Source organism: Acidovorax sp. 56, assembly GCF_002749705.1.
Classification (GTDB): Bacteria; Pseudomonadota; Gammaproteobacteria; order Burkholderiales; family Burkholderiaceae_C; genus Acidovorax.
Map to the genome: position 1 here is coordinate 3,869,751 of NZ_PEEV01000001.1, position 25,689 is coordinate 3,895,439.

Here is a 25,689-nt window from a genome sequence, read left to right on the forward strand (position 1 = left end):
GGCTGCGCCTTTTCCTGTGCTGCTGGGCGCTGTGGTTTGCCCTGCCTGCAGCGGTCATGGCGCAGTCCGATGCACCGGAGGCCCCCGGCCTGCGCGTAGAGCGAGCCGATGACGCGCTGTATTTGGCCGCGTCGTTGAACTTCAGTTTGCCGGACCTGGCCGAGGATGCCCTGAACAAAGGGATTCCCATGTTCTTCGTGATGGAGGCCCAGGTGCTGCGCGACCGTTGGTACTGGTCAGACCGCGTGGTGGCTGAAGCCACACGCTACATGCGCCTCACTTACCAGCCGCTCACCCGCCGCTGGCGCCTGAACACCTCGACGGTGCCCTTCACCAACAGCGGCCTGGGAGTGGTGCTGGGGCAGAATTTTGATGACCTGGACGAGGCCCTTTCTGCCATGCGCCGGGTTTCGCGCTGGCGCATTGGCAATGCCGATGCGATCGACCCTGATGCCGCGCACACCGTGCAGCTGCGCTTTCGGCTCGACATGTCTCAGCTGCCCCGCCCCTTGCAGATTGGGGCCGTGGGCCGCTCAGACTGGAATCTGCTGGTGTCCCGTAACCAGCGCATCGCGCCCCACGCTCTGCCATGAGCCAGCCTTCGTCCGCATCGGGCGGCATCCCCGCTCCGTCGGCCTCTGCGGAGACCGCCGCCCGCGCTTCCAAGGCCGTGCGCTGGGCCGTGGGGGTGGGGGCCGCCACCATGGTGGCCATCGGCATGGTGCTGCTCTTCTTGCTGACGCTGGCCACCAACAACCGCGCCCTGTACGAGCGCAACTACGCCTGGCTTTTTGGCGTGAACGTGCTGGTGGCCCTGCTGCTGCTGGGGGTGCTGCTGTGGATTGCCGTGCGGCTGGCCCTGCGGCTGCGCAAGGGCCGTTTTGGCAGCCGTTTGCTGGTCAAGCTGGCTGCCATCTTCGGTCTGGTGGGGCTGCTGCCTGGGGTGCTGATTTATGTGGTGTCGTACCAGTTCGTCACGCGGTCCATCGAAAGCTGGTTCGATGTGAAAGTGGAGGGGGCCCTGGTGGCTGGGGTCAACCTGGCACGGGTGTCGCTGGAATCGCAGGCCGCCGACATGGTCGCCAAGACCCGGACCGCCAGCGCGCAGGTGGCGCAGGTGTCCAGCACTTCCGCCGGGCTGATGCTGGAGCGGGTGCGCGATCAACTGGGTGCCACCGATGTGGTGCTTTGGAACGCCGCGGGCCAGCCCATCGGCAGTGCAGGGCAATCCCGCTTCAACCTGAACCCGGAGCGCCCCAGCAGCAGCTTGCTGCGCACGGTGCGCGACCAACGCTCTGTCAGCCAAATCGAAGGGCTGGATGACCTGACGGATCCGGCCCCGCTGCAGATGGCCCGCGTCAAGGTACTGGTGCTGGTCACCAGCCCCGGGCTGGGCCTGCTGACCGAGCCGCGCTTTTTGCAGGCCACCCTGCCGCTGCCGCCGGCATTGGTGTCCAATGCCATTGACGTCCAGGAAGCCAACCGCGAATACCAGGAGCGCGCCCTGGCGCGCGGGGGGTTGCGGCGCATGTACGTGGGCACACTCACGCTCAGTTTGTTTCTGGCCGTGTTTGGGGCTGTGCTGCTGGCCGTTTTGCTGGGCAACCAATTGGCACGGCCGCTGCTGGTGTTGGCCGAAGGCGTGCGCGAGGTTGCCGCAGGCAACCTCAGCCCCAAGGCCGCATTGCAAGGCAAAGACGAGTTGGGGGGGCTCACCCGCTCGTTTGCCCTGATGACGCAGCAACTGGCCGACGCCCGCACGGCGGTGGAGCAGAGCATGGTCAAGGTGGACGCCTCGCGCTCCAAGCTGCAGACCATTTTGGACAACCTCACGGCAGGCGTCATCGTGCTGGGTGAGCGTGGCTTGATCCGCTCGTCCAACCCCGGGGCTACCCGCATTTTGAGGGCCCCCATGGCCGCCTACGAAGGGCGACCACTGTCTGAGGTGCCCGGGCTGGCCGAATTTGCTGCAGCGGTGGAGCGCCACTTTGCCGCATTTTTGGGCGACCGTGACCACCACGGACTGGACCATTGGCAGCAGCCGTTTGAGCTGCACGCATCGTCTTCCGGTGCTGGGCAGCACGCGACCAGCTTGGTTGCGCGGGGGGCGGAGCTGCCCGATGGCACCCAACTGTTGGTTTTTGACGACATTTCGGAGATTGTTTCAGCCCAGCGTGCGCAGGCTTGGGGCGAGGTCGCGCGGCGTCTGGCCCATGAAATCAAGAACCCCCTGACGCCCATCCAGTTGTCGGCTGAGCGGCTGGAAATGAAGCTCTCGGGCAAGGTTCCGCCCCCCGAACAGGCCATCCTCACCAAGTCGGTCAAGACCATCGTGGACCAGGTGGATGCGATGAAGCGGCTGGTCAACGAGTTCCGTGATTACGCCCGACTGCCAGCCGCCGAGTTGCAGTCGCTCGACCTCAATGCGCTGGTCGCCGATGTCCTGCATTTGTATGGGGAGGAAAACGCGTCCGTCCCCGTGAAGGCCGAGCTGGACCCGCGTTGCCCAAGGATTGCAGGCGATGCGCAGCAACTGCGCCAAGTGGTGCACAACCTGCTGCAAAACGCCCAGGATGCCACCGAGCAGGCACGCGCGGAAGGCCGATCGGACGAGTTTTTAGTGCGCATTTCTACCCGTGTAAGTGAGACGTCGGGGCGGGTGCGGCTGACCATTTCTGACAGCGGAACGGGCTTTCCGGCGCACATTTTGCAGCGCGCTTTCGAGCCTTACGTCACCACCAAAGCCCGGGGCACGGGGCTCGGTTTGGCTGTCGTCAAAAAGATCGCCGACGAGCACGGCGCCCGCATCGACCTGTCCAATCGCATGGACGGCGATGTGTTGCGTGGTGCGCAAGTGTCGTTATCATTCGCCCCTGAACCCGCGGTGGCGTCTTAGGAAGCCTCCGCACAACTCCTGCGGGCTGTGTTAGTGCACACCTCGGGCAGTCAGGTGTGTCGCTTTGCCATCATTGGCCCCGCCGTCGGAGCAGGGGTCGGTCACAGCCCAAGCCGCACCGTCTGCCGGGCCCGCTGCTGGCTTCCAGTTGTGCAGAGCGTCCTCCGCGACACCGTACCGCAGCATTCCTTGGCGCTTCAAAATACACATGGCAAATATTCTGGTGGTCGACGACGAGCTTGGTATTCGCGACCTGTTGTCCGAAATCCTGAACGATGAAGGCCACAGCGTGGACCTGGCGGAAAACGCCACCCAAGCCCGCGCTGCCCGTTTGGCCAACCAGTACGATCTGGTGCTGCTGGACATCTGGATGCCCGACACCGATGGCGTCTCGCTGCTCAAGGAGTGGGCTGCCGCAGGCGTGCTGACCATGCCCGTCATCATGATGAGCGGGCATGCCACCATCGACACGGCCGTGGAGGCCACGCGCATCGGGGCGTTCTCCTTCCTGGAAAAGCCCATCACCATGCAAAAGCTGCTCAAGGCCGTGGAGCAGGGCCTGGCCCGCAACAGCGCGCGCCATGCAGCACCTGCAGCGGTGGCTTCGGTGTCGCTACAGTCCGTAGTGGACGTCGCGCAGGTGCCCATGGCGGCCATCGTGGTGGCCTCTGCGGGCGACAGTGGGCCCCATGCCCACCAGGGCTTTGATCTGGACCGCCCTTTGCGCGAAGCGCGCGATGGTTTCGAGAAGGCGTATTTTGAATTTCACCTCGCACGCGAAGGCGGCTCCATGACGCGCGTGGCAGAGAAAACCGGGCTGGAGCGTACCCACCTTTACCGCAAGCTGCGCCAGTTGGGCGTGGACCTCGGACGTGGAAAACGCAATTAATTTTTGAAGATTCCTCTTTTTGGCCAAATTCTCTGGCTATAATTTGAGGCTCAGGCCCGGTAGCTCAGTCGGTAGAGCAGAGGATTGAAAATCCTTGTGTCGGCGGTTCGATTCCGTCCCAGGCCACCAAATCAAAAAGCCCTTGATCCAAAAGATCAGGGGCTTTTTACATTACACAGGCCTTTGCGGCCGGCTGGCCGTGCTCCGCGGTGCAGGCTTGTGGTCCCGTCCCCCTCGGTGTCGATGCTGGTCTTGCCCATTGAGGCGTCCGCGTGGCCCGGGCGTTGGGTGCGTTGGCTTTCTCTCTATCTTGGGCGGCGCCTTGCGCGCCTTGCCCTGCTACAGCAACGGTTCAAGATGGCTCTCCTGCAGGATGTCACGCTCGGTATCGACTTTGGTACCTCCAACTCGGCCATGTCGGTACGCCAAGGCAGCGGCCCCGCGCGCATGATTTCGCTCGAAGGCGATGCGCGCACCTTGCCCACGGCCTTGTTTTTCAACACCGAGGAGCAGCGCACGCACTTTGGGCGCGATGCGATTGCGCAGTACCTGGAGGGCACGGAGGGGCGCTTGATGCGTTCGCTCAAGAGCCTGCTGGGCAGCGCGCTGCTGCAGGACAAAACGGCGGTGCACAACCAGCTGATCAGCTACCAGGACGTGATCAGTCTCTTTTTGCGCATGCTGGCGCAAAAGGCGCAGGCGGAGCTGGGTGGCATGCCGGGGCGCGTGCTGATGGGGCGCCCGGTGCACTTTGTGGATGACGACCCCACCCGCGACCAGCAGGCCGAGGACGCGCTGCGGCAAGCGGCCCTGGATGCCGGGTTTGAGAACGTGTCGTTTCAGCTAGAGCCCATTGCGGCGGCGCTGGACTATGAGCAGCGCATTGACCACGAAGCCGTGGTGTTGGTGGTGGACATTGGCGGCGGTACCTCGGACTTCACGGTGGTGCGACTGGGGCCTGGGCGCATGCAGCGGGCCGATCGCCTCAGCGATGTGCTGGCCACCACCGGGGTGCATGTGGGCGGCACGGACTTTGACCGCCGCTTGAGCCTGGAGCTGTTGATGCCATTGCTGGGCTTCAGGCACCTGGGGGCCAGTGGGCGGGAGGTGCCCAGCCGGGTGTTTTTTGACCTCTCAACCTGGCACTTGATCCAGTGGCTGTATTCGCCCAAAGCGCTGCGCGATGCGCAGAACCTGCGCACCGACTACGCCAACCAGCAACTGCATGCACGCTTGATGACGGTGTTGAACGAGCGCTTTGGCCATAAGCTGGCCAATGCCATGGAGCAGGCCAAGATTGCCGCGTCGGTGAGCGATGCCATGGCCCCGGTGGCGCTGGACTGGATCGAGCCAGCGCTGGCATCCGGCGTCAGCCCTGAGGGGCTTGCGCAGCATTTGACGTCTCCGCTGGCCCAGGTGGTGCAATGTGCCCAGCAGTGCCTGCAACTGGCGGGGCTGCAGGCCAGCGACTTGCAGGCCATCTACCTCACTGGAGGCTCGTCCGCGTTGCGCCCGCTGCGCCATGCGCTGCGGGTGGCCTTCCCCGACACCGCGCAGGTGGAGGGGGATCTGTTTGGCGGCGTGGCCTTGGGATTGGCCGTTGCGTCGTAACTGAAATTTGCTATTAAAAATATAGCTTCTAGCGCTTATTAATCAAGCGCTGGAAGCCATTTTGGCTTGTTTTTTGAGCCCCTGCGCGTTGGGGTGCTCCACGCTCAGGGCGTTTCGTCGTCCGCCTCGCGCTTCCAGCCCAGGGCGGTGTCGTACAGCACGTTGCGCGATGCCCCGGTCACTTCGGCCGCCAGGCGCACAGCGGTTTTCAGGGGCAGTTCCTGCAGCAGCAGGCGCAGCACGCGCAGGCTTTCGCCGTTGTTGTCGCTGGCCACGGGCACGGGGTGCAGCAGCACCACAAATTCGCCGCGTGAGCGCTGGGCGCCGCCTTCCAGCCATGCCGTCAAGGCGTGGGCGGGCTGGGTGGTGATTTCTTCGAACTGTTTGGTCAGCTCGCGTGCCAGCGTCACCGGGCGCTCGCCCAGCGGTGCCAGTGCGGCGGCCAGTTCTTGGATGCGGTGGGGGGCTTCCAGCAGCACCACGCAGCGGGGCTCTGCGGCCAGTACCTGCACGGCGGCGGCACGTTCGGCCTGTTTGACGGGCAAGAACCCCGCGAACACAAAGCCGCCTTGCTCTGCACTGTGGGCCACCGCCCCTGCGGCGCTGAGCGCCGTGGTGATGCTGCTGGCGCCGGGCAGGGGGACGGATCGCAGGCCTGCTTCGCGCACCGCTTGCGCCAGGCGGGCGCCGGGGTCGCTCACGCCCGGGGTACCTGCGTCGCTCACATAGGCCACACGCTGGCCTTGCTGCAAGCGCTGCACCACGTTCAGCGCAGCTTCAGCCTCGTTGTGCTGGTGCACGGCCAGCAGCTGGTGCGCGCTTTTGTCGATGCCGTAGGCGCGCAGCAGGGCTTGGGTGTGGCGTGTGTCCTCACAGGCCACGGTGTCGGCCAGCTGCAGCACATGCAGTGCACGCAGGGTGATGTCGGCCAGGTTGCCGATGGGTGTGGCCACGACGTACAGCGCGCCCTGCGGATAATGCTGCGCAGCGGCCGCATCGTGTGCGGCGGCCAGGGCTGTTGCGAAAGATGCGCTCAATGAAATTCCTTGGAAAAAAGCCTGTGAAGCCTGCTCTGGCGGGCGTTGCTGTGGTGGCGACTGGCCCTGCAGCGGGCACTACGCGCCAGCGCGGCAATGCGGCCGAAGACCGGGCGCTGGCCTATTTGCAGGCGCAGGGCTTGCAGCTGCTGGAGCGCAATTATCGGACGCCCGGGCGCGGCGGTGGTGAGATCGACTTGGTCATGCGCGAACGCGATGGCACCGTGGTCTTTGTGGAGGTGCGCAGCCGCAGCAGTGGGGCGTTTGGTGGGGCGGCATCGAGCATTGGCGCTGCCAAGCAGCAGCGCGTGGTGTACGCCGCGCGCCACTACCTGCTGCGCTATGCATCGCCCCCACCATGCCGGTTTGATGCGGTGCTGCTGGAAGACTCGGTGCAGTGGCTCAAAGCGGCCTTTGATGCGCAGTGAGGTGCATGTCCGCCCGTTGGGGTTTGCGGGTGGGCGCGCACTGCTCCGCACTGGGGCTGAATGCCCTACCCGTGGCAACCCTTTGCTACAAAAGATGTAACACCCGCCGGGTATCATCGGGCCCTCATGCTTGAGCAACGCATCCAACAACACTTCATCGACAGCGCCGACCTGAAATACCAGGCCGCGCAAGTCTTGAGCCAACCCATCGCCTCGGCCGTTCAGGCCATTTTGGCGTGCGTCACCAGCGGGGGCAAAGTGCTGGCCTGTGGCAACGGCCCTTCGGCCGCCGAAGCGCAACAGTTTGCCGCCTTGTGCGTTGCGGGCTTTGAGCGCGACCGGCCCGAGCTGGCGGCCCTCGCCCTCACGACCGACAGCACCTTGCTCACCGCGTCGGCCAGCGCCCCTGACATGTCGTCGCAGCAGTTTGCGCGCCAAGTGCGAGCCCTGGGCCAGGCGGGCGATGTGTTGTTGGCGCTGTCGGTGTCGGGCAACGATGCCAACCTGCTGTCGGCCACCGAGGCCGCGCACGAACGTGACATGACCGTCATCGTGCTGACAGGCCGCACCGGGGGGCGCTTGGCCACCGTGCTGCGCGAAACGGACGTATCGATCTGTGTGCCCCATGACCGCGCTGCGCGCGTGCGTGAGGTGCATGCCTTGGTGCTGCACTGCCTGAGCGACGGTGTGGACGCCCAACTACTTGGTGACCAGGAGATTCCTCTATGAAGCAAACCTTGAACCGCACTCTTTGCGCCGTGCTGGCCGCTACCGCGCTGGCCGCAGGCCTGTCGGCATGCGCACCCCTGGTGGTGGGCGGTGCCGTGATGGGCACCATGATGGCGGTGGACCGTCGCACAACGGGCACCCAAGTCGAGGACGAGGGCATTGAGCTGCGCTCGGCCAATCGCCTCAATGAGGCCCTGGGTGACCGTGGCCATGTCAACGTGACCAGCTTCAATCGCCAGGTGCTGCTGACGGGTGAAGTGCCCAGCGCACAGGACCGCCAGCGGGTGGAGCAGATCGTGCTGGGGGTGGAGAACGTGCGCTCTGTCGTCAATGACCTGGCCGTCATGCCCACCACCAGCTTGGGCCAGCGCTCCAACGACACCTTCATCACCGGCAAGGTGCGCGCCAGCCTGGTGGATGCCAAAGACCTGTCTGCCAACGCCTTCAAGGTGGTGACGGAGCGCAACATCGTCTACATGATGGGCCGTGTCACCCCGCGCGAAGCGCAGCGCGCCACCGAAATTGCGCGCGGCGTGAGCGGTGTGAACAAGGTGGTGCGTGTGTTTGAAACACTCACCGAGGACGAGCTGCGCAACATCGCCCCGGCACCGGTGATTCAGGACGCGCCAGCGCCCTCGTACCCTCGCAACTGACGCAGCGGTTTTATTAAGCCCACAGGCCCCGCGCCTTGTGGGTGGCCTGAACGCTGGGCTGCCGAGCCAGCGCAGGCCTGCGGGGCGTGTTGCCCGCACCGCATGGTGTGCTGGCAGCACACCGGGGGTTGTTTATTTCAGGCGCTTGATCAGGCTGGAGGTGTCCCAGCGCTGGCCCCCCATTTTTTGCACATCGGCATAGAACTGGTCCACCAAGGCAGTAACGGGCAGACGTGAGCCATTGCGCTTGGCCTCATCCAGCACCAGCCCCAGATCCTTGCGCATCCAGTCCACGGCAAAGCCGAAGTCGAACTTGTCGTCCACCATGGTCTTGCCACGGTTGTCCATTTGCCAGCTTTGCGCGGCGCCCTTGCCAATCACGTCCAGCACCTGCTTCATGTCCAGCCCCGCGTTTTGACCAAAGGCCACGGCCTCAGACAGGCCTTGCACCAGGCCCGCGATGCAGATCTGGTTGACCATCTTGGCCAGTTGCCCCGCGCCGCTGGTGCCCAGCAGAGTGAACGCGCGCGAGAACGCCATGGCCGTGGGTTGCACGGCCTCAAAGGCCGCTGTATCGCCACCGCACATCACCGTGAGCAGGCCGTTTTGCGCACCGGCTTGGCCGCCGGACACGGGGGCATCGACAAAAGCCAGGCCCAGTGCCTGGGCTGCTGCATACAGCTCGCGCGCCACTTCAGCAGATGCCGTGGTGTGGTCCACAAAAATGGCCCCAGGCTGCATGCCTGCAAAGGCGCCATCCGCACCCAGCGTGACGGAGCGCAGGTCATTGTCGTTACCCACGCAGCAGAACACGATGTCGGCACCCGCCGCCGCCTCGCGCGGGGTTGCTGCATGTTTGGGGGCCTTGGCGCCTGCGTATTCGGCGCACCAAGCTATGGATTTTGTAGCGGTACGGTTATAGACCGTGACTTCATGCCCCGCCAGCGCAAGGTGACCAGCCATGGGGTAGCCCATCACCCCCAAGCCCAGGAAGGCGACTTTGCGGGAAGGGGTGGCGTCGTAGTTGCGGGGATTGGTGCTTGGCATGGCAATAAAGGAAGATGGATCAAAAAGAAAAGCCCGCATTGGGCGTGCACTTGCCAGTGCCACCGTGGAGCGGGCTTTGCCCGGCCACCGGTGGCGTCCCCCTCGGGGGAAGGCGCCGCAGGCGACTCAGGGGGGCTTTCAAACTATCGCGAAATGCTCGGTGCCCGAGGCCAAGTCTGGTGACTTGGCGCGTTGGCTGTTGAGCTTGATTTGCAAGCGCAGGTCGTTCAACGAGTCAGCGTTGCGTAACGCGTCTTCATAGCTGATGACGTTCGCTTCGTACAGATCGAAGAGCGACTGGTCGAAAGTCTGCATGCCCAGGTTGCGGCTCTTCTTCATGATTTCCTTGATCTCAGAGACATCGCCCTTGAAGATCAGGTCAGAAATCAGCGGGGTGTTGAGCATGATTTCCACCGCCGCAGCACGGCCCTTGCCGTCTTGCTTGGGAATCAGCCGCTGCGACACCATGCCGCGCAAGTTCAGCGACAAGTCCATCAGCAATTGGGCGCGGCGCTCTTCTGGGAAGAAGTTGATGATCCGGTCCAGTGCTTGGTTGGCGCTGTTGGCGTGCAACGTGGCCAGGCACAAGTGCCCGGTTTCAGCGAAGGCCACGGCATGCTCCATGGTTTCGCGGTCGCGGATTTCGCCCATCAGGATCACATCGGGCGCTTGGCGCAGGGTGTTCTTGAGGGCGGCTTCCCAACTGTCGGTGTCCAGGCCCACTTCGCGCTGCGTCACTACGCAGTTCTTGTGGGGGTGCACGAATTCGACCGGGTCTTCCACTGTGATGATGTGGCCAAAGGAGTGCTCGTTGCGCCAGTCCACCATCGCGGCCAGTGTGGTGGACTTGCCGGAGCCGGTCGCGCCCACCATGATGCACAAGCCGCGCTTGGCCATCGTTACTTCCTTGAGCACCTGGGGCACCCCCAGGCCGTCAATGGTGGGCAGTGTCAGCGGAATGGTCCGCAGCACCATGCCGACCCGGCCTTGTTGCACAAAAGCATTCACCCGGAAGCGGCCAATGCCCGCAGGCGAAATGGCGAAGTTGCATTCCTTGGTGCGTTCAAAGTCGGCCACCTGCTTGTCGCTCATGATGGCGCGGGCCAATGTGAGGGTGTGCGTGGGCGTCAAAGGCTGGGGCGATACCTTGGTCACCTTGCCATCGACCTTGATGGCCGGTGGAAACTCCGCTGTGATGAACAAGTCGCTGCCGTTGCGGCTGACCATCAACTTGAGCAGGTCATTGATAAATTTACTGGCCTGATCGCGTTCCATCAGAAATCCTCTCTGGCGTCATTGTCAGCCGGGCGGCTGTCTTTGTTCTGCGCTGTTTACGTGCGGTTACTTTTGGTTGTCGCTCAAGCGGGCACTGACCACGCGCAAGCGCAACGACAGTTTACGCGCCAACAGCGCCACCAAGCTGGCGGCCAACTGGGGGTCTTGGGACATCATGTCGTCCATGGCTTCGGCGCTCAGCACCGCGATTTCACAATCGGTGAGCGTGGTGCAGGCCGAAAAACGGATGCCGCTATCGAGCAGCGACATCTCGCCCAGGATGTCGCCTGGGCGGGTTTCCGCCAGACGCAATTGCTCTCCCCAGGGTTGCACGCGGTCCACCGCAATGGTGCCAGTCAACAGCACCACCATGAAGTTGCCGTATTCGTCCTGGCGGATCACGTCGCGGTTGGACGGAATGGCGGCAAATTCAAAAAAGCGCTCCATGCGTTCCACGGCATCCTTGTCCAGGTGCGCCATGTACTTGTCTTTGGACCACAGGCCTTGCAGCAGCTTGCCACCCCGGCTGGTGGGCAGGCGCTTGGCGCCTACCTCTACAGCGCGTGCCTCCCAAGGGACGAGCATGGAATCATCCACGCCCTGGCCCGCAAAGGCGGTAGAAAACAGCACGGAATCGGTGTTGTCGTCCTTGGGCTTGTTGCCTATGGTTTTTGAACGCAGAAGGCCAAGAATGCCTTTCATAAGATGCTCCGGTCTACAGCACAACGGTGCTGCGATATGTGTCTGTGGGGGCGTGTGTGACGCCGATCAACCAGGGAAGTTCTCGGGGATCTTGGCCTTGGCGCGCGCTTCTGCAGGACTGATGATGTTGCGGCGCACCAGATCCGTGAGGTTCTGGTCCAGCGTCTGCATGCCCACGCTGTTGCTGGTCTGGATGGTGGAGTACATCTGCGCCACCTTGGCCTCGCGGATCAGGTTGCGGATGGCGCTGGTGCCCAGCATGATTTCGTGCGCGGCCACGCGGCCCGAGCCGTCCTTGGTTTTGCACAGCGTTTGCGAGATCACGGCCTGCAGCGATTCGGACAACATCGCGCGGACCATTTCCTTTTCTTCGGCCGGGAACACGTCAATGATCCGGTCGATGGTCTTGGCGGCGCTGGACGTGTGCAGCGTGCCGAACACCAAGTGGCCTGTTTCAGCGGCCGTCATGGCCAGGCGGATGGTTTCCAGATCGCGCATTTCGCCCACCAGGATGGCGTCCGGGTCTTCGCGCAGTGCGGATTTGAGCGCAGCGGCGAACGACAGCGTCATCGGGCCGACTTCGCGCTGGTTGATCAGGCACTTCTTGGATTCGTGCACGAACTCGATAGGGTCTTCCACCGTGAGGATGTGACCGTACTCGGTTTCGTTCAGGTAGTTGACCATGGCGGCCAGCGTGGTGGACTTGCCCGAGCCCGTAGGGCCGGTCACCAGCACCAGGCCCCGTGGCTTGAGGGCCAGGTCGCCAAAAATCTTGGGGGCGTTCAGTTGCTCCAGCGTCAGGATCTTGCTCGGAATCGTCCGGAACACGGCCGCTGCGCCACGGTTCTGGTTGAAGGCGTTGACACGGAAACGGGCCAGGCCTTCGATCTCAAACGAGAAGTCGACCTCCAGGAATTCCTCATATTGCTTGCGCTGGGAATCGCTCATGATGTCGTACACCATGGCGTGCACGGTCTTGTGGTCCAGTGCCTCGACGTTGATGCGCCGCACATCGCCGTGCACCCGGATCATGGGCGGAAGCCCCGCCGACAAGTGCAAGTCGGAGGCCTTGTTCTTGACGCTGAATGCCAGCAATTGGGTAATGTCCACGGGGTTCCCTCTATCGTTTGGTACGCTTGGCGGCCATTATGACCACGATTGCTAACAACCTCCAACAGGTGAACGACCGCATTTCCGAGGCGTGCCGGGCAGCTGGCCGGGCGCGGGAGGAGGTGGCTTTGTTGGCTGTCTCCAAGACCTTCGGCGCCGAGGCCGTGGCCGAGGCCGCCGCTGCCGGGCAGCGGGCTTTCGGCGAAAACTACATCCAGGAGGGCGTGGACAAGATCCTGGCGCTTCGCCAGCAATTGCCATTTGCGCTGCAATGGCACTGCATCGGGCCTGTGCAGAGCAACAAGACCCGGCTGGTGGCTGAGCACTTTGACTGGGTCCACACGGTGAACCGGCTCAAGATCGCCCAGCGCTTGTCTGACCAGCGGCCCCAGGACCTGCCTGCTTTGAATGTGTGCATCCAGGTGAACGTGGACGGTGGCGAGACCAAGGCCGGGGTTGCGCCCCAGGACGCGCTGGAGTTGGCCTTGGCTGTGGCAAAACTGCCACGTCTGCGGCTGCGCGGGCTGATGAGCATCCCCGATGCCAGTCCTGACTTCGCAGCCCAGAAAGCGGTGCACAGTGCGGCCCGCGCGTTGTTTGACCAAATCCGCAAGGCCCTTGTGGAGGTAGGCATCCCGGGCGCCGAGGCGTTTGACACCTTGTCATTGGGCATGACGGCCGACCTGGATGCCGCGATCCAGGCAGGCAGCACCATGGTGCGTGTCGGCACAGGGGTGTTTGGTGGGCGTACCTACCCCCCTGCTTGACGGGCGGTGGTTGCCCCCGCTTCAGCCGGGCAGGGCAAAGCGCGCAACGCAGTCCAGGGCCGCTTGCACATCGGCCTGGCTCACATCCAGATGCGTCACCCAGCGCAGGCGGGTCTGGCCTGCATACAAGCCACTGGTCACCCGCACCTGGTGCTGGGCGAGCCAGGCCGTGAAGGCCGGGGCAATGTCTGGGTGGATGTCGGTGAACAAAATATTGGTTTGCCAGGGCTGCACCGTGATGCGGCCCTGTAGCGCCGGGTGGCTGCGGCCCATCTCCTGCAGCCCCTGGGCCAACTGGTTCAGGTGGGCATGGTCATCCGCCAGTCGGCGGACGTGGTGCTGCAGCGCATAGTGCCCCGCCGCCGCCAGCACACCGGCCTGGCGCATGCCGCCACCCAGAATTTTGCGGGTGCGGCGTGCCTGGCGGATGAACGCAGCGCTGCCCAGCACCAGTGAGCCCACGGGGGCGCCCAGGCCCTTGCTCAGGCACAGCGACACCGAATCAAAATGGCTGCACAGCGTGCGCGCTTCTTCGTACACATCGGTGCCATGGCGTGCTGCGTTGGCCGTGGCGGCGTTGAACAAGCGCGCGCCGTCCAGGTGCATCGCCAGCCCCCGGCTGCGGGCCAGTTGGGCCACCTCGGCGATGTAGGCGGGCGGCAGCACCTGGCCGCCGGTCGTGTTCTCCAGCACCACCAGTCGGGTGCGTGCAAAGTGTGGGTCGTCCGGCTTGATGGCGGCGGCGATGTCGGCCACGCGCAGCGTGCCGTCGGGCTGGGTCTCGACGGGCTGGGGCTGGATGGAGCCCAGCACCGCCATGCCGCCCGCCTCCCAGCGGTAGGTGTGCCAGCTCTGGCCCACGATGGCTTCATCGCCCCGCTGGCAGTGGCCCCACAGCGCAATCAGGTTGGTTTGCGTGCCCGAGGGGGCGAACAGCGCGGCCTCAAAGCCCAGCAACTGCGCTGCATGCTCCTGCAGGGCGTTGACCGAGGGGTCATCGGCAAACACATCGTCGCCCAGCGGGGCTTTGAACATCGCCTCGCGCATGGCGGGCGTGGGTTGGGTGACGGTGTCGCTGCGAAAGTCGGGCATGGCAATCCTGCGGGTAAAAAGGGCATCGTAGCGGCCCGTGGCCAACGCTGTGCGGGTGGGTCTTTTGGCCCAGCCTGCATGCTAAGCTGGCCTGCTCGGCCTACCCCGCACCGGGGTGGCGTTCCTGTTGACGGAGAACTTTCATGCCCGGACTGCTGCCCGATATCGATCCCGATGGCTTGCTTGAATTTTCGGTGGTCTACACCGACCGCGCGCTCAACCACATGTCCAAGCGCTTCACCGGCGTGGTGAAGGACATCCTGGGCACGCTCACAGAGGTCTACCACGCCCACACCGCCGTGCTGGTGCCCGGCAGCGGCACCTTCGGCATGGAGGCCGTGGCCCGCCAGTTCGCGAACCGCGAGAAGGTGCTCATCGTGCGCAACGGCTGGTTCAGCTACCGTTGGACGCAGATTTTTGACGCCGACAAGGGTCTGGGTGGCGGCTCGGTCGTCTGCAAGGCGCGCCAGCAGGGCAGCGGCCCGCAGGCGCCCTGGGCACCATGCCCGGCTGAGGAAGTGGCGGCCACCATCCGCGCCGAAAAACCCAAGGTGGTGTTCGCCCCCCATGTGGAGACGGCCAGCGGCATCATCCTGTCCGACGACTACATTCGCACCGTGACGGCTGCGGCCCACGATGTGGGCGCGCTGTTCGTGCTGGACTGCGTGGCTTCGGGCGCCATGTGGGTGGACATGCAGGCCACCGGCGTGGATGTGCTCATCAGCGCGCCGCAAAAGGGCTGGAGCGGCTCGCCCTGCTGCGCCATGGTGATGTTGAGTGAACGCGCGCGCCAGGCCATCGACGGCACCACCAGCAGCAGCTTCTCGTGCGACCTCAAAAAGTGGATGCAGATCGCCGAGGGCTATGAAAAGGGCCAGCACGCGTACCACACCACCATGCCCACCGATGCGCTGGTGCGCCTGTCCGAGGTGATGGCCGAGACGCGCGCCTACGGCTTTGCCAAGGTGCGCGACGATCAGATCGAGCTGGGCGCCAAGGTGCGCGCGCTGCTCGAATCGCGCGGCTTCCCCAGCGTAGCGGCCGATGGCTTCAAGGCGCCCGGCGTGGTGGTGAGCTACACCACCGACCCCGGCATCCAGAACGGCAAGAAGTTCATGGAAGTGGGCTTGCAGACCGCTGCGGGTGTGCCGCTGCAGTGCGACGAAGGCCCGGACTTCAAGACCTTCCGCATCGGTCTGTTTGGCCTGGAGAAGTGGCACAACGTGGACCGCACCGTGGGCCACCTTGCCAAGGCGCTGGACCAGATCGCCGTTGCGGCCTGAGGCGCTGCAGCAAACCCGGATGACCACCGCGGCGGCCCCTGACACCGCAGCGCTGGCCCTGCGCCGCGCCAAGCGGCAAGCGCTGGGCCTGCTGGGGCTGGTGACCGCCGTTTTTATTGCCACCAGCGTGGTCGAGCGGGATTTGCTGCTTAACTGCATCAAAGCCATGGCCGAGGCCGCCATGGTGGGCGCGCTGGCCGACTGGTTCGCGGTGGTGGCGCTGTTCCGCCGCCCGCTGGGGCTGCCCATTCCGCACACCGCGGTCGTCGCGCGCAACCAGGCGCGCATCGGCCGCAACCTGGCCACCTTTGTGCGCGACAAGTTTTTGGACGTGCCCTCGCTGGTGGCGCTGATCCGCCGGCATGACCCCGCCGAGCGGCTGGCGCAGTGGCTGACGGCACCGGGCAACGCCGCGCTGCTGGGGCACCAGGCCACGCGTTTGGCCTCGGCCGCGTTGGAAACGGTGCAGGACGCGCAGGTGGAGCGCTTCATCCAGAAGGCGGCGCGCGCGTTGATCGGTCAGGTGGACATGTCGCGTGCCCTGGCGGCGGTGCTCGATACCCTCACGCACAACGGCCGCCACCAGGCGCTGCTGGACGAGGTGCTGGAGAAACTCATCGAATTGCTGCAGAACGAGCCAACCCGTGCCTGGGTGGCGCAGGCCATCGTGGCCTGGCTCAAGAAGGACCACCCGCGCACCGAAAAGTTATTGCCCAGCGATTGGCTGGGCGACAAGGGCTCGGCCCTGCTGGCCCGCGCGCTGGAGAGCGTGATGGCCGATGTCGCTGCCAACCCGCAGCACGCCCTGCGCGCGCAGTTCGATGCAGTGGTGCAGCGTTTCATCGAGCGCCTGCGGACTGACCCCGGCTGGGCACGCAAGGGCGAGGAGATCCGCACCTGGCTGCAGACCGATGCCACGGTGGCGGGCTATGTGCAGACCTTGTGGCAGGACCTGCGCGGGGCGCTGCAGCGCGACCTGGCCGATGCCGATTCGGTGCTGGCGCGGCAGGTGGGCAAGCTGGGCTTGTGGTTCGGTGAGTCGTTGGCGGGCGATGCGGCGTTGCGGCAGTCGTTCAATGACCGCCTGGAGCGGTGGGTAGAGGGGCTGGCGCCAGATGTGTCGGCCTTCATCGCCCAGCACATTGAAGACACGGTGCGCCGCTGGGACACGGAAGAGATGACGCGGCTGATCGAGCTGAACATTGGCAAGGACCTGCAGTACATCCGCATCAACGGCACCGTGGTCGGCGGGTTGATCGGGTTGGTGTTGTTCGGGGTGTCCCACGCCAGGGAGGTTTGGGCGGCAGTGTCAGGGGCTTGAATTTGCTATCAAAAGCGTAGCTGCCAGCGCAGTTGATACAAGCGCTAACGGCCAAAATGGCTTAAAAATTGACGGCAAAGGCCCTCACAACCACCGAAACACCAACGGCATCAACACCGCCGCCAGCACCACCTGCAGCCCTAACGCCAGCCCCGCATACGCCCCTGCTTCGGCATGCACCTGCAGCGCGTGCGCCGCACCAATGCCGTGCGACGCGGTGCCCAGTGCAAACCCCCGCAGAGCCATGCCCTCCGCGTCGCTCGGCAAACGCATCCACCCAAACAGCCAGCGGGCCGACAGCGCACCCACCATGCCCGTCAGTGCGGCAAACACTGCCGCCAGCGCCGGTACGCCGCCGATTTGCGCGGCCACACCCATTGCGACCGGTGCCGTGACGGATTTGGGCGCCAGCGACAGCAGCACATCCCCCGGCAGACCCAGCGCCCAGCCCAGCCCCACGGCACTGGCCGCTGCGGCGCTGCCACCGGCCAGTGACGCCAGCACCAGGCGAGCCCAGCGCGCGCGCAGCGCTGCACGGCGCTGCCACAGGGGCCAGCCCAGTGCCACCACCGCAGGCCCCAGCAAGAAGTGGATGAACTGTGCACCCGCAAAGTAGGTGGGGTAGGCGGTGCCTGTGGCCAGCATGAGTGTTGCCAGCGCGGCCACCGACAACATCACAGGGTTGGCCCAGGGCGCGTGCCCCGCGCGCACCGACAGTGCCTGGGCTAGTACATACACGGACAGGGTTGCCGTCAGCCCAAACAGCGGGGCCGAGGCCAGGTACACCCACAGTTCAACGAAGTTCGGCATGGATCGCCTTGGGTTGCAGCAGGCGCAGCACCATTGCCGTCACGGCCATGCCGATCCAGGTGGACAACACGATCACCGCCACCAGCCGCAAACCGTACTCGCTCAGCAAGGCCAGGTGTGTCATCACCCCCACGCCCACCGGGATGAACAACAGCGACAGGTGGCTGAGCAGGAAGCCCGCAGCCGGGGCCACTGCCGCTTGCACGGGGCCCCAGCGCAAGGCCAACACCAACAGCACCATGCCCACCACGGGGCCAGGCACTGGCAGCTTCAAAAAATGCGAGAGCGCTTCACCCGCTGACTGCATGAGCAGCAGGAAGGCCAAACCTTGCAAGGGTTTCATTGGCTTCAAAAACGCGGCAGCTCGGGGTGTTTGATTTGCCCCCCGAGCACCAGCATCTTCCCGTACTCCGCACACCGGTGCAGCGTCGGAATCACCTTGCCCGGGTTCAGCAACCCTGCCGGATCGAACGCATGCTTGAGCCCGAACATCTGCGCGTTTTCCTCGCCAGAGAACTGCACGCACATGCTGCTCAGCTTCTCGATGCCTACGCCATGCTCGCCCGTCACCGTGCCGCCCATGGCCACGCTGGTTTCCAGGATGTCGGCGCCAAACAGCTCGCAGCGGCGCAGCTGGTCCGGGTCGTTTGCGTCGAACAGGATCAGTGGGTGCAGGTTGCCATCGCCCGCGTGGAACACGTTGGCGCAGCGCAGCTGGTATTTCTTTTCCATCTCGGCAATGGCGAGCAGGATGTCTGCCAGGCGCTTGCGCGGGATGGTCGAGTCCATGCACATGTAGTCGGGGCTGATGCGGCCGCTGGCGGGGAAGGCGTTCTTGCGACCGCTCCAAAAGCGCAAGCGCTCTGCTTCGTCCTGGCTGACCGAGATGGCCGTGGCGCCTGCGGCGCGCAGCACCTCGCTCATGCGGCCCACTTCTTCCTCCACCTCTTCGGGAGTGCCGTCGCTTTCGCACAGCAAGATGGCTTCGGCTGTGAGGTCGTAGCCTGCGTGCACAAAGTCCTCTACGGCGGCAGTCATGGGCTTGTCCATCATCTCCAGCCCGGCGGGAATGATGCCGGCCGCGATCACGGCGGCGACGGCGTCGCCCGCTTTGCGCACGTCGTCAAAGCTGGCCATGATGCAACGCGCCAGCTGGGGCTTGGGGATGAGCTTGACCGTCACTTCAGTGGTCACGGCCAGCATGCCTTCGCTGCCGATCACGGCGGCCAGCAAGTCGTAGCCAGGGGTGTCCAGCGCTTCGCTGCCAAATTCGACGGGCTCGCCTTCCACCGTGAAGCCCTTTACCTTGAGCACGTTGTGCACCGTCAGGCCGTATTTCAGGCAGTGCACGCCACCGGAGTTCTCGGCCACATTGCCGCCGATGGTGCAGGCGATCTGGCTGCTGGGGTCGGGTGCGTAGTAAAGGCCATACGGTGCGGCGGCCTCGCTGATGGCCAGGTTGCGCACGCCGCATTGCACCACCGCCGTGCGGCTTTCGGGGTTGATGTCGAGGATGCGGTTGAACTTGGCCAGCGACAGCGTGACGCCCGTGGCATGGGGCATGGCCCCGCCCGACAGGCCTGTGCCTGCACCGCGCGCCACCACCGGCACCTGCAGCGCATGGCAGGTTTTCAACACGGCGGCCACTTGCTCGTACGTTTCGGGCAGGCACACCACCAGAGGGCGCTGTCGGTAGGCGGTCAGGCCATCGCACTCGTAGGGGGTGGTGTCTTCGCTGTGCCAGAGCAGGGCGTGCTGTGGAACCACAGCAGAAAGGGCCTGCACTACGCGGTGCTGCAGGGCCTTGCGCTCTTCAGGGGTGATGGGGGAGGTTTCGGTTATCACCGCCGCACTGTAACGCCCTCGGGGCAATTTGGGGGGCGCGGACTGGTTGAAGTTTCGTCACAGTCCGTGTGACAAAAGCGCCAGGCTCAAGTTAAACCACGCATGGGTGGCAATGCAGGCACAAAGGCTGCCGCTGCGGCGCCACACCTCGGCCAGCGCCCAGCCTGGCAGCAGCCACCACAGGCAGTGCCAGCCATGGGCTGGGGCGTGGGCGGCGGCAAACGCTATTGTTGTCAGCACGGTAGCGCCGTGCGCCGCAGCCCAGCGCAGCACCGCTGCCCGCACTGCGGCTGGGCGGGGCCAGAATCTGCTGCGCAGTGGAGGGCGCCACCGCTGCAGCCCCTCGTGCAGGCTGCTCTGCACCAGTGGCCGAAAAACAGACTCTTCCAGCACGGGCGCACCCAGCAGAACCCACAGCCATGCCCCCGCACCCGCAGGGCGCAGCCCCATGCCCAGCCAGTGCTGCGCGATCCATGCCACGGCCACAGCTGCCACCCACAACCCCGCCAGAAAGGCCAGCAGCCGGTTGGGGTGAGGGCGTGCCGGTCGCCCGGCGCGCACGGGCTGCGTCAAGGCGTTCAGGGGGCGCAGGTGAGTCAGGCTCATGGCATTCCAGGTCGCGCTTCTGGTCGGGGCGGGGCTCTTCGCGAATGTCAGCCGCGAGTTACCTTGCGCAGACGGCGGCGCAGGGCGGCTCCGGCCAGGGCCAGGCCCAGCAGCGCCAGCAACGATGCGTCGCGTCCGTCAGGGTTGACTGTGCAGCCACCGCCGCCGCTGTCACCACTGCCTGGGGTGGGCGTTGGCGTGGGCGTGGGTGTCGGTGTGCTGTCTGTGCCCAGCACCCCTGTGGCTGTGGCCTCCAGCGTGAACGAGACCTCCGCTTCACGCTGGAACGCCTCTACGGGCGTCTCTTCAGCGCGGGCACCCTTGACCAGGGCCCCCAGGCTGGCGATCACGGCGGAACCGTCGTTGTTGGCTTCCACAATGGCGTAGTACTCGCCTGCCTTGAGCTTGTCCTTGAGCGATACGGCGTATTCCCCGTCGCCCGCACGCAGGTCAGGGGCCACCCCGTCATCGCGCATCACCAGGTTTTCGAGAACGGCCTGGCCATCCTCGTTGTACACGGTGGCGCGCACCGTAGCGCCCTTGATGCGTTTGTCAGAGGCCAGCGTGGCCCGCAGGGTCGGGGCCGTGTTGACGGTGGACAGCACGCCACCGGTGACTTCGCTATTGAGTGCCAGGCGCGATGCGCTGCTCACGTCCACGCTCAGGCCGTCCACCATGGCGGCGTTGCTGGTCGCCTTCAGCGCCCACACACCATTGCGGCCCGACACCTCAGTGCCGATCGTGACCAGAAACACACCTTCTGCCGCGTCCAGTTCCATGTCAATGCCTGCAGGAGCATTGGCGGGGGTAAAGACGCGGCCATCGGGTGTGGTCAGGCTGAAGCTCAGCTTCTTGGCGTCGGCTGGGTCAAAGTAGCTTTCGATGTCCACCGCGCCGTCCAGCGCAGCGCTGGCGATGCGAAACTGGGTGCTGAAGCTGCCATTGGCTGCGAGCGCATCCGAGCCATCCAGACGCACGGAGGCGACGGCCTTGGCATGCACTTCGTTCAGTGCGCGGGTGACATCCTTGGCGGCTTCCGCGCCGTTGCGGGCAGAGTTGTAAGCACCGCCTGTGAACTGGGCCAGTTGCGTCAGGTTCACCGAAGCACCTGCCTTGGACTGGAGCACGGCCGCCTTGGCGCGCATGGCGCGGGCTTCTGCGCTCCCCCCCGTCAAGCCCAATGGGCTGACAGCGATGCGGGCAGTTTTGGCGGTGGATGCCGCTTCTGCAGGCACCTGGGCTTCGGAGCCCGTGAGCAGGTGCAGGGTGGCCGGGTCGCCCGCTTGGCGCGCTGCGCCAATCAGTTCGTAGGCCTTGGTAAAGGCTGTCAGCGCATTGAATGTGCCTGCGGTGTCGGCCTGAATCGCATCCAGGACAGCCGTCAGGGTCTGCTTGCCCGCTGCGTCCGCAGTGGTGAATGCCGCGACGGGTTCGCTGCCCGTGGCGGGGGACGCCACGATGGCGAACTGGGTGTTGGCTGCTGCTTGGCCAATCAGGGTCTTGGCTGCTTGCATCAGGTCCGCCAGGCGGGCTGCGGGCAGCGTGCGGTCGACCACGATCACGTCACGGAACACCGGCGCTGGTGCAAAGATTAGCTTCAGGTCTGCATCAAACCCGGTGGTGGGGCGTGTCAGGTTCAGGGTCTTTGGATCAACGCCACGGAAGGCCTCGAAGAACGTGCGTCCCTGGCCACGGGCGACTTCAGGGTCCTGCTCGGGTGGTCTGGTCAGCATCTCCCAGGCGCTGCCGCCAGTGCCATCACTTTGTGTGGCCATCATGCGGGCTTGGGCGGTTTTGCGCTCAGCGGGGTTGGTGTAGTCGGCGGGGGTCGATAGCGACACGAACTCCAGGTGGTTGTTCATGGCCGTGTTCTTGGGCGTGTCTTCGCCAGAGGGGCTGCCTGGGTCGCTGGGCTTGAGGGCAGCACCGGCCTCCACATACTCGTCGTACAGGCCGTAGGTGTAGTGGCCCAATTCGTGGTTGATCACCTTGCCCAGGGCATCCACGCTTTCAAAGGCGCCGCTGTAGGCCAGGTAGTTATAGGAAGTCTGGCCCCGAGTGCCCCAGCCGGAGATGTTGGCCGCTGATCGGTCGGACTTGTTGATCATCCGGATGTCGACGTTGTTGCCGAACTGTCCATTCTTGTAGATGAACACGTTGCCCAGGCGGTGGCGGCCTTCTGTGGCGGTGAACTTGCTTCGGGCCACGGTGCGGATCACCTGGGTGATGTAGGCACGGTCCAGCAACTGTCCGGGGTTGTCCTGCTGCGTGGGCGGGTTGTCGTAGTCCCAGTCCACGTTCACCACGTAATCGATGATGTTCACATCACGCACAGCGGTGAGCGGGTGGTTGGCCGCCTGGGCGGCCATGTGAGGCTGAATGGCCAGGGTGGCAGCCAGCGCTGCGGCCACGACGCGCTTCAGTGTGGGGCGCTGCAGGCCCGGGGTCTTGCTTTTCATCTTCGAACTCCTTGCGGTCATTACACGGAAGGAGGGCGCTGCAGACTAGCGCTTGTGTCAACGCCTGGTGTCTGCGGCTGTGCTTTTTGGCACCTTGATTTCCCTCTTCAGCGCGGAGTATCTGCAGGCAAAAAGGAAAGGCAACAAAAAAGTGCGCAGGTGCACACAAGCCCTTTTTCTGTACTGAAACAAAGAGCCATGTCCCACGGCGAAGCGGGTTGAGGCGAGGCGACGCGGGGTGCCGCAGGGTCAGAGAGTGCCCTTGAGCCACTGCGCAAAGGCGGCGCATTCCCAGCGCTCCATGGCGCCGGCGCGCCAGCACAGGTAGTGGGCGTGGGGGCTGTGGGCTTCGATGGGAAACAGCCGCACCAGCGTGCCATGCTCCAGCCAGGGCGCGCCCAGTTTCAGGCGCACCAGGGCCACGCCCATGCCGGCTGCGGCGGCATCGCACATGAGGCCAATGTCGTTGAATTGCGAGCCCTCGTTGGGCTCGGCCCAGTCAAGCTGGCTCACGGCAAACCAGGTGCGCCAGGGCTCCAGGGGGCTGCGCAGCAGGGGTAGGCCTTCCAGGTCTTCTGGGCGTTCAAACGGGCCGTGTTCGCGCACGAATGCGGGGGACGCCAAAGGTGTCACCACATCCCGCGCCAGCTCGATATGCTCCACATCGGCGTAGTGGCCGGGGCCAAAGCGCACCATCAGGTCGGCATCCTCGGCCACCACATCCAGCAGCGGGATGGACACCTGCAGGGCCAGGTCGATTTCCGGGTAGGCCTCGGTGAACTGTCGCAGGCGTGGGATGAGAATGGTGCGCGCAAAAGTGGGTGTGACGGCCAGCTTCAGGCGCCTGCGACCGGGGGCTGTGGCTTCCCCTGGAAAACGCTGTAGTGCCCCTAGGCCTTCGCGCACATGGGCCAGGTAGGCGCTGCCCTCCGTGGTGAGCGAAAAGTCCGCCCGCCCAAAGAGGCGCACGCCCAGCATCTGCTCCAGCTGCTTGACGCGGTGGCTCACGGCGCTGGGCGTGACGCACAGCTCGTCGGCGGTCTGCGTCACGCTGCGCAGGCGGGCCAGGGCCTCAAACGTCAGCAGGCACTGGATGGGTGGAATGCGCCTTGCGGCGCTGTTGAGCACGGAGGCCGCAGCGGTGGTAGCCACTTCAATGCACCCATCAAGCCCGCAAAGGCTTTATCGGAACACCACCGTCTTGTGGCCGTTCAGCAGCACGCGGTGCTCGCTGTGCCACTTCACTGCGCGTGCCAGCACCTGGCTTTCGGTGTCGCGGCCACGCGATGTGAGGTCTTCCACGGTGTCGGTGTGGTCGGCGCGGGCCACGTCCTGCTCGATGATGGGGCCTTCGTCCAGGTCGGCCGTCACATAGTGGGCCGTGGCGCCAATCAGCTTCACACCCCGGTCATGGGCCTGGTAGTAAGGCTTGGCACCCTTGAAGCTGGGCAGGAAGCTGTGGTGGATGTTGATGGCGCGGCCCGCCAGTTTGCGGCACAGGTCATCGCTGAGCACCTGCATGTAGCGCGCCAGCACCACCAGCTCAGCGCCTTCGGCTTCGATGATCTCGAATTGCTTGGCTTCGGCCTGGGCCTTGGTGGCTGCTGTGACGGGAATGTGGTGGAACGGCACGTTGTAGCTGGCCGCCAATTGATAGAACTCGCGGTGGTTGCTGATGATGGCGCGGATGTCCACCGGCAGCAGGCCGGACTTCCAGCGGAACAGCAGGTCGTTGAGGCAATGGCCTTCTTTGCTGACCAGCAGCACGGTCTTCATGGGCTCGGCCGTGGTGTGCAGGCTCCAGCGCATCTCGAAGGGCTCGGCAAAGGTGGCCAGGCGCGCCTTCAGCGTGGCGTGGTCATGCTGGTCGCAGGCGAACTGCACGCGCATGAAAAACAGGCCCGTGGCGTTGTCGTTGTACTGGGCAGCTTCTTCAATGTTGCCGCCGTGCTCCATCAGAAAACCGGAGACAGCGTGCACCAGCCCCAGTCGGTCGGGGCAAGACAGGGTGAGGATATAGGCTTGGGTCATAGGCGCCACATTGTCGCAGCACCGGCGGTGGCTTGGCGCTGCGGGGCTACTTGTGGCGGGTTCTTGGGCCTGGGCGTGGGGCCCAGAGCGCTTATTCCAGTTGCTTGCGCAATGCTTCGCAGTGGTCGGGCGCATCCCGCCAGGGCGATGTCCACACCAGGTCTGCGTCGGCCGGGACAAGGCGGCCCACGGCGTCGGCTGTGGCTTGTTGGCTGTGGGAGGGCTGGGCGGTCTGGGTTTCGCTGGACGCTCCTTCGGGCGTGGGGGCCTTTTGCTGCAGCGCCACCACGATGCGAACGGTCAGGTTTTTTGGCAAATGCACGGGCACCCCAGCGGTGCGCAGGGTGTGGCCTGCGCCAGTGATCAGCAAGGCGGTGGTGCCTGGGCTGCGGTGGGCGTCTACCAGGGTTTGGGCCATGGCTTTGTCGCGGGCGATCTGGATGCGTGCCATGCCCGGCACCTGGGCTTGCGCCAGCAGGTTGCAATGCCCCTCGCGGATGGCTTCGCGCTGCCGCTCCAGGGCCTCGGGGCGCAGGGCTTGGTCCAGGCCCTGGTCGCGCATGGCGCTGCGGGCCTGGGTGCGCGGCAGATTGCCCCCGAGCACGGGCACTCCGGCGCGCACAGCTTCCATGATGGCGGGGCTGTATTTCTCCCAAGGCCAGGCGGCCTCTTGCCACTGCAGGGCGCTTTGTACCTGGGCTGGTGTGGCTGATGTGGGCAGTGCGACCGTGCTGGTGCCGCGCTCGGCCATTTCCAGCACCACCGCGCCCAGCTGGTTGCGGATGGCCAGCCATTTCACGGCTTCGTGCTGCATGCGCTGGTGCTCCGGGTCGTCATGCTGCTCACCCAGGAGTAGCACATCGGCAGGCAGCACGGTGCGCAACACCAGGGGCCATTGCGTGCCGGTGGCGCTGGGGGGGCGGTGGGCGCAGCCTGCCAAAGCGGCACCTATCACCACGGAACCCAGGGCGCGGCGCAGCAGAGGGAGGGCAGACGAAAAATGGGGGCGTGAGCGGGAAAACAGTGAGCGCATGCGCAAATGCTACGCGGTTGTTTCTTGACTTGGGTCAAGAGTACCCAAGGGGGCATGTTTACACT

General features: G+C 64.9%; 24 protein-coding genes and 1 tRNA gene. 11 read left to right on the forward strand and 14 right to left on the reverse strand.

The genetic code is table 11. The features are described 5' to 3' along the window. The first annotated feature begins 56 nt into the window (after positions 1-56). From CLU88_RS17175 to CLU88_RS17195, 5 genes are all read left to right on the forward strand, one after another. A complete protein-coding gene (locus tag CLU88_RS17175) occupies positions 57-593 on the forward strand; it encodes a DUF4390 domain-containing protein (protein ID WP_099657626.1) in 537 nt (178 codons plus the stop codon). Beyond that, positions 590-2,896 carry an ATP-binding protein gene (locus CLU88_RS17180; RefSeq protein ID WP_099657627.1) on the forward strand — a complete coding sequence of 769 codons (2,307 nt, stop codon included), beginning with the start codon at positions 590-592 and terminating at the stop codon, positions 2,894-2,896. Before CLU88_RS17175 ends, CLU88_RS17180 begins: the two co-directional genes overlap by 4 nt. Before the next feature lie 208 nt (positions 2,897-3,104). After that, positions 3,105-3,785 carry a response regulator gene (locus CLU88_RS17185; RefSeq protein WP_099657628.1) on the forward strand — a complete coding sequence of 227 codons (681 nt, stop codon included), beginning with the start codon at positions 3,105-3,107 and terminating at the stop codon, positions 3,783-3,785. Positions 3,786-3,838: 53 nt separating this feature from the next. Continuing rightward, positions 3,839-3,914: transfer RNA gene (locus CLU88_RS17190), tRNA-Phe, on the forward strand. A gap of 228 nt (positions 3,915-4,142) precedes the next feature. After that, complete coding sequence (locus CLU88_RS17195; RefSeq protein WP_099657629.1) at positions 4,143-5,396, forward strand: Hsp70 family protein; 1,254 nt, start codon at positions 4,143-4,145, stop codon at positions 5,394-5,396. Between the two features lie 104 nt (positions 5,397-5,500). Here the strand turns inward: CLU88_RS17195 and rsmI are convergent, their stop codons facing one another. Next, positions 5,501-6,433 (reverse strand): 16S rRNA (cytidine(1402)-2'-O)-methyltransferase, encoded by a 933-nt coding sequence (gene rsmI / locus CLU88_RS17200; protein WP_099657630.1) that lies wholly within the window; start codon positions 6,431-6,433, stop codon positions 5,501-5,503. Here rsmI and CLU88_RS17205 point away from each other — a divergent pair. The 3 genes from CLU88_RS17205 (at position 6,433) to CLU88_RS17215 (ending at position 8,243) form a co-directional block, all read left to right on the forward strand. Further along, a complete protein-coding gene (locus tag CLU88_RS17205; RefSeq protein ID WP_099657631.1) occupies positions 6,433-6,861 on the forward strand; it encodes a YraN family protein in 429 nt (142 codons plus the stop codon). The genes rsmI and CLU88_RS17205 overlap by 1 nt on opposite strands. Before the next feature lie 126 nt (positions 6,862-6,987). Beyond that, on the forward strand, positions 6,988-7,590 hold the full coding sequence (locus tag CLU88_RS17210) for an SIS domain-containing protein (protein ID WP_099657632.1): 603 nt from the start codon (positions 6,988-6,990) through the stop codon (positions 7,588-7,590). Then, positions 7,587-8,243: a BON domain-containing protein gene (locus CLU88_RS17215; RefSeq protein WP_099657633.1), complete on the forward strand. Its 657-nt coding sequence runs from the start codon at positions 7,587-7,589 to the stop codon at positions 8,241-8,243. The genes CLU88_RS17210 and CLU88_RS17215 overlap by 4 nt, the downstream gene beginning before the upstream one ends. Positions 8,244-8,375: 132 nt before the next feature. Here CLU88_RS17215 and CLU88_RS17220 read toward each other — a convergent pair whose 3' ends face one another. The 4 genes from CLU88_RS17220 to CLU88_RS17235 all read right to left on the reverse strand — a co-directional run bounded on the left by CLU88_RS17220 (position 8,376) and on the right by CLU88_RS17235 (position 12,377). Continuing rightward, the gene (locus CLU88_RS17220) at positions 8,376-9,290 is read right to left on the reverse strand and encodes an NAD(P)-dependent oxidoreductase (protein ID WP_099657634.1); all 915 of its coding nucleotides are present in this window, start codon (positions 9,288-9,290) and stop codon (positions 8,376-8,378) included. Between the two features lie 138 nt (positions 9,291-9,428). Then, a complete protein-coding gene (locus CLU88_RS17225; protein ID WP_099657635.1) occupies positions 9,429-10,565 on the reverse strand; it encodes a PilT/PilU family type 4a pilus ATPase in 1,137 nt (378 codons plus the stop codon). Positions 10,566-10,631: 66 nt separating this feature from the next. Then, a complete protein-coding gene (locus tag CLU88_RS17230; protein ID WP_099657636.1) occupies positions 10,632-11,267 on the reverse strand; it encodes a cyclic nucleotide-binding domain-containing protein in 636 nt (211 codons plus the stop codon). Positions 11,268-11,333: 66 nt separating this feature from the next. Next, on the reverse strand, positions 11,334-12,377 hold the full coding sequence (locus tag CLU88_RS17235) for a type IV pilus twitching motility protein PilT (RefSeq protein WP_099657637.1): 1,044 nt from the start codon (positions 12,375-12,377) through the stop codon (positions 11,334-11,336). Positions 12,378-12,415: 38 nt separating this feature from the next. Between CLU88_RS17235 and CLU88_RS17240 the strand changes: the two genes are divergently transcribed. After that, positions 12,416-13,144 (forward strand): YggS family pyridoxal phosphate-dependent enzyme, encoded by a 729-nt coding sequence (locus CLU88_RS17240; RefSeq protein ID WP_099657638.1) that lies wholly within the window; start codon positions 12,416-12,418, stop codon positions 13,142-13,144. 21 nt (positions 13,145-13,165) lie between these two features. Here the strand turns inward: CLU88_RS17240 and ltaE are convergent, their stop codons facing one another. Further along, the gene (gene ltaE, locus CLU88_RS17245) at positions 13,166-14,236 is read right to left on the reverse strand and encodes a low-specificity L-threonine aldolase (RefSeq protein ID WP_099657639.1); all 1,071 of its coding nucleotides are present in this window, start codon (positions 14,234-14,236) and stop codon (positions 13,166-13,168) included. Positions 14,237-14,379: 143 nt separating this feature from the next. Between ltaE and CLU88_RS17250 the strand changes: the two genes are divergently transcribed. Together CLU88_RS17250 and CLU88_RS17255 are read left to right on the forward strand one after the other, a co-directional pair. After that, complete coding sequence (locus CLU88_RS17250; protein WP_099657640.1) at positions 14,380-15,519, forward strand: aminotransferase class V-fold PLP-dependent enzyme; 1,140 nt, start codon at positions 14,380-14,382, stop codon at positions 15,517-15,519. 19 nt (positions 15,520-15,538) lie between these two features. Further along, positions 15,539-16,840 (forward strand): DUF445 domain-containing protein, encoded by a 1,302-nt coding sequence (locus CLU88_RS17255; protein WP_099658966.1) that lies wholly within the window; start codon positions 15,539-15,541, stop codon positions 16,838-16,840. Between the two features lie 84 nt (positions 16,841-16,924). Here the strand turns inward: CLU88_RS17255 and CLU88_RS17260 are convergent, their stop codons facing one another. The 8 genes from CLU88_RS17260 to CLU88_RS17295 form a co-directional block, all read right to left on the reverse strand. Continuing rightward, positions 16,925-17,650: an LrgB family protein gene (locus CLU88_RS17260; protein WP_099657641.1), complete on the reverse strand. Its 726-nt coding sequence runs from the start codon at positions 17,648-17,650 to the stop codon at positions 16,925-16,927. Continuing rightward, on the reverse strand, positions 17,634-17,993 hold the full coding sequence (locus tag CLU88_RS17265) for a CidA/LrgA family protein (RefSeq protein WP_099657642.1): 360 nt from the start codon (positions 17,991-17,993) through the stop codon (positions 17,634-17,636). The genes CLU88_RS17260 and CLU88_RS17265 overlap by 17 nt, the downstream gene beginning before the upstream one ends. 5 nt (positions 17,994-17,998) lie before the next feature. Next, positions 17,999-19,495, reverse strand: coding sequence for an FAD-linked oxidase C-terminal domain-containing protein (locus CLU88_RS17270; protein ID WP_233205515.1), 1,497 nt, complete (start codon positions 19,493-19,495; stop codon positions 17,999-18,001). Positions 19,496-19,552: 57 nt separating this feature from the next. After that, the gene (locus tag CLU88_RS17275; protein WP_099657643.1) at positions 19,553-20,101 is read right to left on the reverse strand and encodes a type II CAAX prenyl endopeptidase Rce1 family protein; all 549 of its coding nucleotides are present in this window, start codon (positions 20,099-20,101) and stop codon (positions 19,553-19,555) included. A 47-nt stretch (positions 20,102-20,148) separates the two neighbouring features. After that, on the reverse strand, positions 20,149-22,560 hold the full coding sequence (locus tag CLU88_RS17280; RefSeq protein WP_099657644.1) for a choice-of-anchor X domain-containing protein: 2,412 nt from the start codon (positions 22,558-22,560) through the stop codon (positions 20,149-20,151). Positions 22,561-22,809: 249 nt separating this feature from the next. Then, positions 22,810-23,712: a LysR substrate-binding domain-containing protein gene (locus tag CLU88_RS17285; RefSeq protein ID WP_099657645.1), complete on the reverse strand. Its 903-nt coding sequence runs from the start codon at positions 23,710-23,712 to the stop codon at positions 22,810-22,812. A gap of 30 nt (positions 23,713-23,742) precedes the next feature. Beyond that, positions 23,743-24,591, reverse strand: a complete 849-nt coding sequence (gene purU, locus CLU88_RS17290; protein ID WP_099657646.1) for a formyltetrahydrofolate deformylase — start codon at positions 24,589-24,591, stop codon at positions 23,743-23,745. Positions 24,592-24,682: 91 nt separating this feature from the next. Then, a complete protein-coding gene (locus CLU88_RS17295) occupies positions 24,683-25,624 on the reverse strand; it encodes a ChaN family lipoprotein (RefSeq protein WP_099657647.1) in 942 nt (313 codons plus the stop codon). Between the last annotated feature and the right edge of the window lie 65 nt (positions 25,625-25,689).